This is a genomic window from Arachidicoccus sp. (genome assembly GCF_050436765.1).
Taxonomy (GTDB): Bacteria; Bacteroidota; Bacteroidia; order Chitinophagales; family Chitinophagaceae; genus Arachidicoccus.
Genome location: NZ_JBNQGD010000011.1, coordinates 1 through 10,095, shown reverse-complemented (window position 1 = coordinate 10,095; position 10,095 = coordinate 1). Strand labels below are relative to the sequence as shown.

The 10,095-nt window shown below is 37.3% G+C and carries 12 protein-coding genes, 1 tRNA gene and 2 pseudogenes; 13 read left to right on the top strand and 2 right to left on the bottom strand.

Translation table 11 applies throughout. The annotated features are described in order from the left end of the window. From ACQR30_RS00505 to ACQR30_RS00455, 11 genes and pseudogenes are all read left to right on the top strand, one after another. Window positions 1-1,066, top strand: a 1,066-nt coding sequence (locus ACQR30_RS00505; RefSeq protein WP_429729721.1) for a sensor histidine kinase, incomplete at its 5' end; no start/stop codon positions are given. Window positions 1,067-1,187: 121 nt separating this feature from the next. Next, window positions 1,188-3,380, top strand: coding sequence for a glutamine synthetase III (locus ACQR30_RS00500; RefSeq protein WP_429729718.1), 2,193 nt, complete (start codon window positions 1,188-1,190; stop codon window positions 3,378-3,380). Between the two features lie 69 nt (window positions 3,381-3,449). Beyond that, window positions 3,450-4,208 carry a 16S rRNA (adenine(1518)-N(6)/adenine(1519)-N(6))-dimethyltransferase RsmA gene (gene rsmA / locus ACQR30_RS00495; RefSeq protein ID WP_429729715.1) on the top strand — a complete coding sequence of 253 codons (759 nt, stop codon included), beginning with the start codon at window positions 3,450-3,452 and terminating at the stop codon, window positions 4,206-4,208. A 5-nt stretch (window positions 4,209-4,213) separates the two neighbouring features. Continuing rightward, window positions 4,214-5,143, top strand: coding sequence for an NAD(P)-dependent oxidoreductase (locus ACQR30_RS00490; protein ID WP_429729712.1), 930 nt, complete (start codon window positions 4,214-4,216; stop codon window positions 5,141-5,143). A gap of 134 nt (window positions 5,144-5,277) precedes the next feature. Continuing rightward, window positions 5,278-5,751 carry a transcription elongation factor GreA gene (gene greA / locus ACQR30_RS00485; RefSeq protein ID WP_429729710.1) on the top strand — a complete coding sequence of 158 codons (474 nt, stop codon included), beginning with the start codon at window positions 5,278-5,280 and terminating at the stop codon, window positions 5,749-5,751. A 113-nt stretch (window positions 5,752-5,864) separates the two neighbouring features. Continuing rightward, window positions 5,865-5,938: transfer RNA gene (locus ACQR30_RS00480), tRNA-Pro, on the top strand. 287 nt (window positions 5,939-6,225) lie between these two features. Next, entirely contained in the window at window positions 6,226-6,825 is a 600-nt protein-coding gene (locus ACQR30_RS00475) for a helix-turn-helix domain-containing protein (RefSeq protein ID WP_429729707.1), read from the top strand. A gap of 134 nt (window positions 6,826-6,959) precedes the next feature. After that, window positions 6,960-7,154, top strand: coding sequence for a DUF6934 family protein (locus tag ACQR30_RS00470; protein WP_429729704.1), 195 nt, complete (start codon window positions 6,960-6,962; stop codon window positions 7,152-7,154). 119 nt (window positions 7,155-7,273) lie between these two features. After that, window positions 7,274-7,522, top strand: a pseudogene (locus tag ACQR30_RS00465) (hypothetical protein); the annotation flags it as partial. A 204-nt stretch (window positions 7,523-7,726) separates the two neighbouring features. After that, entirely contained in the window at window positions 7,727-8,326 is a 600-nt protein-coding gene (locus ACQR30_RS00460; protein WP_429729727.1) for a transposase, read from the top strand. 450 nt (window positions 8,327-8,776) lie between these two features. Further along, window positions 8,777-8,956 (top strand): transposase, encoded by a 180-nt coding sequence (locus ACQR30_RS00455; protein ID WP_429729724.1) that lies wholly within the window; start codon window positions 8,777-8,779, stop codon window positions 8,954-8,956. Window positions 8,957-9,123: 167 nt separating this feature from the next. Here the strand turns inward: ACQR30_RS00455 and ACQR30_RS00450 are convergent, their stop codons facing one another. Then, complete coding sequence (locus ACQR30_RS00450) at window positions 9,124-9,306, bottom strand: hypothetical protein (RefSeq protein WP_429729701.1); 183 nt, start codon at window positions 9,304-9,306, stop codon at window positions 9,124-9,126. A 4-nt stretch (window positions 9,307-9,310) separates the two neighbouring features. Here ACQR30_RS00450 and ACQR30_RS00445 point away from each other — a divergent pair. Continuing rightward, window positions 9,311-9,483 (top strand): annotated as a pseudogene (locus ACQR30_RS00445) (IS1634 family transposase); the annotation flags it as partial. Here the strand turns inward: ACQR30_RS00445 and ACQR30_RS00440 are convergent. Beyond that, window positions 9,466-9,750, bottom strand: coding sequence for a hypothetical protein (locus ACQR30_RS00440; RefSeq protein ID WP_429729698.1), 285 nt, complete (start codon window positions 9,748-9,750; stop codon window positions 9,466-9,468). The pseudogene ACQR30_RS00445 and the gene ACQR30_RS00440 sit on opposite strands and share 18 nt — an antisense overlap. 9 nt (window positions 9,751-9,759) lie before the next feature. Between ACQR30_RS00440 and ACQR30_RS00435 the strand changes: the two genes are divergently transcribed. Next, window positions 9,760-10,095 (top strand): MarR family winged helix-turn-helix transcriptional regulator (locus ACQR30_RS00435; protein WP_429729696.1); only part of this gene is annotated, 336 nt, incomplete at its 3' end.

Genomic DNA, 10,095 nt, shown 5'->3' with positions numbered 1-10,095 from the left:
AAATAATATTATTTACAAAGCGTTGGCCAATCATGAAGCGCAGAAATATCAAATAGAATATGCTATCACCTATGGTCTCGGCCCCGATGCTATGCCGGAATTGCTTACACCAAATTTTGCAGCGATTGCCCAGCAATTAGCCACGGATTCTTTGATGAATTCAAATACTTGTGTTCGTAGTTTTGGAATTTCACCGCAAACAGATGATGGAAATTTAAGCGCGCAGGAATTTTTGACGGTGTTTGTTCCAAATCTTAGTGGTCAGGCCTGGCGGTCGCTTACCTGGATTTTAGTTGGATCCGCTGTATTGACGCTTATTACCATTTCAGCATTTTATCTCACAGTACGCACCATGTTGCTTCAGCGAAAATTGAGCAAAATTAAAAGCGACTTTATTAACAATATGACGCATGAGTTCAAGACTCCCTTAGCGACCATCTCCTTAGCTGTTGATGCATTACATAATCAAAAAGTGCAAGGCAACAAGGAAAAATCAGCTTACTTTAGTAATATTATAAAAGAAGAAAACCGTAGAATGAATAAGCATGTAGAAACCATTCTGCAGGCAGCCTTCATGGAAAAACAAGAGTTTAATCTGAATAAATCTAAATTGCATATTCATCATATTATTGACCATTTAGTTGCTAATTTCTCCCTCCAGCTTTTTGATAAGGGTGGTGAAGTTGTTTTGCATTTGAATGCAAGCAACGATTTGATAGAAGGCGATGAAGTACACATTACCAATTTACTCAACAACCTTATAGATAATGCGGTGAAATATTCTAAACCGGATGTGCCTCCACGTATCGTAATTACGACAACTAATTCTGCCAAACATTTAATTATTCAGGTCCAGGATAATGGAATAGGTATGTCGAAAGAGTCTGTGAAGAGAATTTTTGAACGATTTTACCGTGCACACACCGGCAATCTCCATAATGTAAAAGGATTCGGCTTAGGGATGACTTATGTCAAGGATATTGTGGACGCCCACAAAGGTAAAATAAAGGTGGACAGCAGTTATGGTAAAGGTTCAGTGTTTGTTGTGGATTTGCCTTTAGCATAGACTAATTATATTAATTTAAAATAAATATAAATATTTTTTCTTAAAAATTCATTCATTCGTGATTTTATTTTTAATTTTGCAACATAATTAATTATTATAATTTAATAACGAAATAAAAACTATGTCATTAAGATTTGATGCGATTAAAGCACTTACAGATGATTCTCATACTAAAACGGCGAATGGTGCTAATAAGATAAGCGCCATCTTCGGAGAAAACGTCTTTACCTTGGATAAGGCTCGTTCTTTTCTAAGTGATGAGGCATACAAAAGCCTTTTATCCAGTACGAAGACCGGAAAGAAAATTGAGAGAAATCTAGCCAATCAAATAGCGATTGGGTTGCGCGCTTGGGCAGAAAGCAAAGGTGTTACACACTATACACACTGGTTTCAGCCATTAACCGGTACCACTGCCGAAAAACATGATTCCTTTTTTACTTTAAAAGGCGACGGTACTGCTATTGAGGAATTTGATGGTGCTACTTTAATTCAACAAGAACCAGACGCTTCTTCTTTCCCTAATGGGGGTATTCGCGCTACATTCGAAGCTAGAGGTTATACTGCCTGGGATCCGTCGTCCCCTGCTTTTATTTTTGAAGCAGACGCGGGTAAAACTTTATGTATTCCTACTGTTTTTGTTTCTTATACCGGAGAGTCTTTGGATTATAAGGCACCCTTGATCAAAGCGCTGGAGGCGCTTGGAAAAGCAGCGGTAGAGGTGGCTAATTTATTCGATAAGAATATTACCAAAGTAACTCCTACTCTAGGTTGGGAACAGGAATATTTTGTTATAGATGAAGCGCTTGCCAATGCAAGACCCGATATAGTACAATCTGGTCGCACGGTATTTGGCGCAGCTCCTGCAAAAGGACAACAATTGGATGACCATTATTTTGGTGCAATTCCAGAAAGAGTTTATGCTTTCATGCGTGATTATGAAAACGAATCTTACAAATTAGGTATTCCTTTACGTACACGCCACAATGAAGTTGCTCCTTCACAATTTGAGGCAGCTCCTATATTTGAAGAAGTAAATATCGCTGTCGATCACAATATTTTGTTGATGGATGTGATGTCACGTGTTGCGAAACGTCATAGACTGAAAGTACTACTTCATGAAAAACCATTCGCCGGCATCAATGGAAGTGGTAAACACAACAACTGGAGCTTGGCTACTGATACGGGTGTTAATTTATTGGCTCCCGGCAAAACGCCAAAAACCAATTTATTATTTCTTACTTTCTTTGTAAATATTATTAAAGCAGTTCACGATCATGCGGATATTTTACGTGCGTCTATCGCTTCCGCAAGTAACGACCATCGCTTAGGTGCCAATGAAGCTCCGCCTGCAATTATCTCTGTATTTATTGGAGAATACTTAACCAAAGTGTTGGGAGATATTGAAAAACGCGTTGGTGATAAATTTGATGAACAAGATGAGGCAATTTTGAAATTAGATTTACATAAATCTATTCCTGAATTATTGTTGGATAATACGGACAGAAACAGAACATCTCCTTTTGCATTCACAGGAAATAAATTTGAATTCCGCGCAGTGGGCTCTTCTGCTAACTGTGCGAATGCAATGATTACTTTAAATACCATTGTTGCAGATTCTTTGACGAAATTTAAAGTAGAAGTTGACGAATTAATAGCTAAAGGAAGCAAAAAAGAAATTGCAGTAATGCAAACTATTCAAAAATATATCGTTGAAAGCAAATCGGTATTATTTGAGGGTGATGGCTATAGTTTTGAATGGGAAAAAGAGGCAGAAAAACGTGGTTTGCCTAATGTAAAAACTACACCTCTTGCATTGGATGCTTTAAGTACAGACAAGGCTAAGAAATTATTTGACGACTTCAAGGTATATTCTCACCGTGAGTTAGAAGCCCGCCATGAAATAGAGCTGGAAAACTACTTGAAAAAAGTACAAATCGAAGGTCGCATTATGGGTGACTTGGCCATCAATCATATATTGCCTGTTGCTATCAATTATCAAAACAAATTGGCGGCAAATGTAACTAGCTTAAAAGAACTTGGATTGCCGGAAGCAACTTATACAGCGCAACTTGATTTGCTGAAGAAGGTTTCTGAACATGTTCAGGTTATTTATAACAAGGTACACGAAATGGTCGAAGCACGCAAGGTGGCTAACAATATCGAAAATACGCGTACACGAGCTATTGCATATGATAGTCAGGTAAAAGCTCACTATTTTGACGAAATACGTTATCACGTCGATAAATTAGAGCAATTGGTAGACAATGAATCATGGACTTTACCCAAGTATCGTGAAATGCTTTTGTTGCGCTAATTTTCAAATTCTATTTTTCAATGAAAGCCGGTTATTTATTAGCCGGCTTTTCTGTTACCTTTGCAACCTATGCAAGAATACACGCTAAAGAAATCACTAGGGCAGCATTTTTTAAAGGATGAGAATATTTGTAAAAGGATAACAGACTCTTTATTGAACCACCCATTCCATCAACTAATTGAAGTTGGACCCGGTGCGGGCGCACTGACCAAGTATTTATTGCGTATAAAAAATATTGATTTTAAGGCCGTTGAACTTGATGACGAAAAAGTTCTATTCTTAGAGAAGAATTATCCCGACATCAAAGGAAAAATTATTCATCAGAGTGTCTTAGAGATGGAAGTCCCTTTTGAAAATGATTTTGTTGTCATTGGCAATTTCCCCTATAATATATCTTCTCAAATTTTATTTAAAATTTTAGAATGGAAGCAAAATGTACCCCTGGCTATCGGTATGTTTCAGAAAGAAGTCGCGCAGCGCATTGCGGCTAAAAGCGGTAGTAAAGTTTATGGCATATTAAGCGTGTTGGTACAAGCCTATTATGAAGTGGAATATCTTTTTGATGTATCTCCCGAAAACTTCAACCCTCCGCCAAAGGTTATGAGTGGCGTCATTCAGTTAATTAAGAAAGAAAATACTCCTGCCATGTGTAGCGAGAGAAAATTTTTTGTTTTGATAAAAACAGCTTTTAATCAGCGCAGAAAAATGTTGCGTAATGCAGTGAAAAGTTTGTTTGAAGAATCTTTTTTGCAGGACGAAATATTTACTAAAAGAGCCGAACAACTTTCGGTAGAAGATTTTGCGAAACTCACCTTTAAAATGAAATAATTATTGTGGTAAAAAAAGTATTGATTACAGCTAAAGCACATGATGTGTTAAGGCAAACATTGGAAAAAAAAGGCTTTGAAGTAAGCTATCAGCCCAATATCACTGCCGAAGAATTGGAAGAAGCAGTTATTGATATTGAAGGGTTAATTGTAACGACACGCTTGAAAATAGATAAAAATATTTTGGAGAAGGCGTCAGCGCTGCAGTGGATTGGTCGTTTGGGAAGCGGCATGGAATTAATTGACGTGCCATATGCGGAGGCAAAAGGAATAAAGTGTGTTAGTAGCCCTGAGGGCAATCGTAATGCAGTAGCAGAGCAGAATTTGGGTGTGTTGCTCAATTTGCTCAATAAGGTCTCCAGCAGCTTTGAAGAGATAAAAAAACATCTGTGGATTCGTGAAGCCAACCGTGGTACCGAGCTTACCAATAAGACCGTAGGAATTATTGGATTTGGCAATACGGGCCAAGCATTTGCCAGATTGCTATCACCCTTTAATGTAAAGGTTTTGGCACACGATAAATACAAATCTGGATTTGCCAAAGAAAATATTTATGAGGCATCGTTGGCTCAGATTGCTGAAGAAGCCGATGTTGTAAGTCTTCATTTACCATTAACAGAGGATACTTTTCATTATGCCGACAATGATTTTTTTAATTCTTTAAAGAAGAAGCCTGTATTCTTAACCGCTTGTAGGGGTAAGGTGACATCCGTTTCTTCGCTAATAGAGGCGGTAAAAAATCATCATATTACGGCTGCCGGATTGGATGTTTTGGAGAACGAAAAATTGGATACCTACACTTCTGCGGAAATGGCTCAGTTAGATTTTCTGGCGTCTCAACCAAACGTTATTTTGACACCACACATCGCCGGATATTCTCACGAAGCGTTTTATAAAATGTCAGAAGTTGTTTTACAAAAACTAGGCTTTTTATAGTTTAAAAAAATCTTCTTTTACTTCTTTTTTAACAATATTTCTTTTAACTTCGTAGAAATATAATTTGTATTACAGCGCCGCAGCTAAGTTGTGGCGTTGTATTTTTTTTGTACATAACAACAAAATGTAATCTCATGAGTGAAGTAATGTATGTTTCGAAAGAAAGTTTTGAAAAAATGAAAAAAGAGTTGCACGAAATGTTAACCGTTCAAAGGCCTGAGGCTTCGCGAGCTATTGCGGAGGCAAGAGAAAAAGGCGATTTGAGGGAAAATGCAGAATATGACGCAGCCAAAGAGGCGCAGGGTATTTTAGAAGCGAAAATTGCAAAATTGGAAATCCAAGTGCATAGTGCACGTATAGTAGATGAAAGAGAAATCGATACCAGTAAGGTGTCGGTCCTCACAAAAGTTACATTTACTAATACAGCCACTAAAAAGACGGTGACCTACCAGCTGGTTGGCGAAAAAGAAGCTAACCTAAAAGAGGGCAAGATCTCTGTTTCTTCTCCTATTGGTCAAGGACTTTTAGGCAAGGCCATTGGTGATGTTGCCGAAGTAACTGTGCCAAGTGGACAAATGAAATTTAAAATAGAAAATATTTCTATTTAATAACTGGATTAGGAAGGGGTACTATAAGTTTTAGAAATACGATAGAAAAGATTTGACAAGGTTCTTATTATTGTCAAATCTTTTTTACATTTGCAACCTTATTGGTGATTTTACGGGATGTAGCGCAGCCCGGTAGCGCACACGTCTGGGGGGCGTGGGGTCGCAGGTTCAAATCCTGTCATCCCGACTTTAGTCAAGTCAAAGGAAGAGAAAAGCTAACAAAACTATTATTTTTGTTGGCTTTTTTATTTTTTCTATATCAATTTATTCCATACAAATCTAAAGTTCCCGTGAGTTATTCCGTGAGTTCAAAATGTTTTTACATTTACTCACGAAAACTCGATAACTAAATAAATATCAAATAATTACAATTATACAGTTTTGTTTTTAATTGTACGGTTTTGATTCCGTTTAGTAGCAAATAGAGATGAGTTTTTCAAGAATGAAATTCATTCATAATTAAAATTCATTTGTATGAGAACCGAGAACACTTTCAGCATTGACTTTATTGTCAGAAAACAGAAAAAGGAAAAGCATTGTGGACTGCTTTATGCGAGGGTGACATTAGACAGGGATGTAAAAGAAATCTCTTTAAAACAAAAATTATTGTTATCCTCGTGGGACAACCGACGCAAAATGGTAAAGGCCAAAAATTCCGAATCGAAAAAAATCAACGCCCGCATTGAGAGCGTAAGGTTTCGTCTGATGGATAAATACCGGATGCTACAGGACAAGGAAGAAGTAATTACTGCCGATAAGGTTAAGGAAGCCTATTTAGAGAAACAAACAATCAGGAAATGTGGGCACACATTACTGGAAGCTTTTAAGATTAAGCAAATTGACTTGGGACTTCGCTGCAATGGATGGAGCCAGCAGCAGATTTCTAAATTGGAACAAATGGAAACTATCGACGACGATACGTTGGATATATTAGCAATGGGATTGGGTGTAACGATTGATTTTATTAAAAATTTTAAAGAAGAGAAGGCAATTTATAACATTCAAAGTAATAATACTTTCAACGATAGTTCTTCAACACAACATTATCAACTACCATTAATGAAAAACTTGTAGAATTGTTTGAAAAATTTGTCAATGATGATAAAAAGAAAACTAATTTAATTGAAACACTAACCAAAGCTGTTTCCAGCTTAGCAGAACAGGTTGAGCACTTGAAGCAAGCAAGATAAATCTCGTAATAAAATTTCATGAATTTAGTCCATTATTCATTCAATACCAATAGCAGTTATCTTGATTTTGAGTTTGAGAGTGAAGGCTCAAAAGGGAAGATTAAGAAAGTGGTTCGTTTCAGCCCACAGAACGCGAACGGAATAACCTACCTTAATCTTGGCTTCGTCGATATAAATCCGGAAACAGGAAATATTGATTGTATATTCCGATGATGTTGGTTCTTCGTCAATTTTGATGCAAATTTATCAATGAAAAAAGCGCGATTCTCATAATTTACTATTTTTAAAGTGCTCAAACTTTTAATAGATAAAAATGAAAAACACGGTTCTTTATGCAATGTACATCAAAAAACACGTTTGATCTATCTGAATTAATAGCAAACCAGGATCGATTTCAAATATTACAAATTCAGGAGACGGGCAAAAATATTCAAATAACTCTTTGTAGTTGCCACCGATCTGCAAGCTGCACTCTCTGCAGTAAGGAAAGCCGGATTATCCGTTCTTATTATACCCGAACGGTACAGGATCTGCCGATGCTAGGTAGTGGAGTTGTTATTCAATACATTGTGCGCCGATTTAGGTGCGATAACGAAACATGTGTAAGAAAAATATTTTCTGAACAGCATGTGGATTTTATTGCCCCTTATAGCAGGAGGACCAATCGAGCGATCCAATACCTAGGAAAAATTTTGATAGAGATGTCCGCCAATAAAGGGACGTACATAAGCAGTCATTCCAGAGTTCCTATAAGTGCATCAACATGCTTACGGTTGGTGAAAAATATGACTATTGAGACACCTGATGATTTAGAGGTGATTGGCATTGATGACTATGCTAAACGTAAAGGGATTCGTTATGGTTCTATTATTGTCAATATGCAGGCAGGGCGTGCAATAGATATGATTGATTCGCGTGAAACGGGTGCCGTCAGCAAACAACTCATTCGGTACCAGAAAGTAAACTATGTTACCAGAGACCGTTCCAGCAGCTATGCCCTGGGCATTCGGACTGCCATTGCACATGCAGAACAAATTGCCGATAAATTTCACTTGCTTAAAAATTTCAATGATCATATTTATAAAGAAATCCGGAGATCGTACAGGGCAATAAAAGAGGAGTACCTTAGCTCTATCAACCTTCCCACTGACGACATCCAAGAAAAGACAGGAGCAGCACAAAAGGATCGTGATACGGAACCTTTTACCAAGGCGCGAGCAATATCGATGAGAGAAAATGTCCCTGGCAGCGGATATAGACAAGCTTTCTCAACAAAGGCTATCAATAAGGAAAGTTGCCCGGATTTTAAATATTGCCCGCAATACCGTAAGAAGCTATCTGAAAGAATCAGACCACTGCGGAAGAAAAGGGCGTTATATAAATAGTTACAGTGATTATGTTCCGACTATCATAACCAAAATACAAGAAGGTTATAATATTAAGCAGATACACTACCATATAGTTACGCTAGGGTTCAGAGGGAAAATAAGCACTTTTTATGACTGGTTTAAAAGTAATATAAGAGGCTACAATTACTATCCGGACAAAGTAGAACTTGCTGATACCGCAGTATCTGTCCATCAGATTCCTTGGCATGGATTATCGCCAAGAAAGCTGGCGCTTACGACAACCAGCACTACTTGGGGAGTCGACAAAAAAACAGGAGAATGTTCTAAAGAGCGATCTTTATCACAGAAAGTATTAAGGCAATCACCCTTATTGCAGCAAATGCAGGGTGCCTATGCCTCATTTCGTGATATATTACACAGTAAGCAACCGTATTTGCTAAACGATTGGATAAACACTTATAACAATTCTGCTATTAAAAGTGTACAATCCTTTATCGGGGAATAAAGCAGGATCAATCCGCTGTCGAAAATGCCATTAGATATCCCTGGACTAACTCTACAGTGGAAGGAAATGTAAACAGATTGAAGAATAAGAAAAGAGAAATGTACGGAAGAGCCAGTTTCGAGTTACTCAAAAGAAAGGTCATTCTTTCTGTTACCGGATAATTGCATCAAAATTGACGAAGAACCAGCATCATCGGAATATACAATTAATCGTAAAAAACGTTAGAATAGTATCTTTTACCTTATATACTTGGGCATCTACGCAATTTGCGACAAAAGCCAAACAGAGGAATATAAAAAGTGTCTTTTTCATTAATAAGTATTTTAGTTTAGTCATAACTGTTTATTGTCGACGTTCCTTTTGCTGCATTTATGGCATTGTTGATAAGTTCTTTATTTTGCAGACAATATTTACCACCAACCTGATTAATCATATTTTGTGTAGGAGTTTTACCGCCAAAGTCTTTACTTGAGCCGGGGAAAATTATATATAGTACTCTATTTTCAGACATTCCTGCTAAACACATAGAGTTGAAAACGCGGTCTTCGATAAAGAACTTTATACATGAATCTAAAAAGATCACAGACACACGGTTAAAGAATAAAATAACCGGAAGAGAATCAAAATGAGGGCAGCTTCCAACCCCAGAATTTTGGAATTAATAGAAAAATTAGACTTGCTGACCTAATTTGAACAAGTCAGGAGTCTCGCTGGCTAAAGCAACAGGAGTCTGGTTATTGATTTGTTCGGTGGTGGCCAGCATTCTGCCTGCATGATCATAGCTGTAGCCGTCCGTAATGGTAACAGCTGCTGTCGTATAGTTGTTGTTGGCATAATGCTTTCTGGTATTGCTGAGCAGTTCACCTATATAATTTGGTAGTATGACATTTTGTATTTTATCTTTGCAGCTAAGATATTTAATGGACAAGATAAAATGAACGATAAAAGAATTCAAAATTTTAGAATGATAAGCCGGCAATATTCGGACACATCTATCCTGATGCACGAAACCATTGCAAGAAAAGCAGGGCTTTCAGGAACTGACCACAAATACTTGGGTCTGTTAATTCAAAAAGGTGAAATGACCGCAGGCGAATTCTCTAAAATAACAGGACTGACAACAGGTGCAGCTACGGGATTAATTGACCGGCTTGAAAAGAAAAAATTATTAAAAAGACAATTCGTAAAAGACGACAGACGAAAAGTTATCAATGTCCCAAACACACAAAACGCAATGAAACTTTATGGACCTCTATTTGCAGACCTTCAGGAAAAAAGCATAAAACTTATTAAATCCTTT

Coding starts and splice junctions, on each gene's coding strand:
- ACQR30_RS00450 (WP_429729701.1), bottom strand. CDS start 9,306: ATGTCTGAAAATAGAGTACTATATATAATTTTCCCCGGCTCAAGTAAA.
- greA (WP_429729710.1), top strand. CDS start 5,278: ATGAGTGAAGTAATGTATGTTTCGAAAGAAAGTTTTGAAAAAATGAAA.
- ACQR30_RS00500 (WP_429729718.1), top strand. CDS start 1,188: ATGTCATTAAGATTTGATGCGATTAAAGCACTTACAGATGATTCTCAT.
- ACQR30_RS00460 (WP_429729727.1), top strand. CDS start 7,727: ATGACTATTGAGACACCTGATGATTTAGAGGTGATTGGCATTGATGAC.
- ACQR30_RS00470 (WP_429729704.1), top strand. CDS start 6,960: ATGAATTTAGTCCATTATTCATTCAATACCAATAGCAGTTATCTTGAT.
- rsmA (WP_429729715.1), top strand. CDS start 3,450: ATGCAAGAATACACGCTAAAGAAATCACTAGGGCAGCATTTTTTAAAG.
- ACQR30_RS00475 (WP_429729707.1), top strand. CDS start 6,226: ATGAGAACCGAGAACACTTTCAGCATTGACTTTATTGTCAGAAAACAG.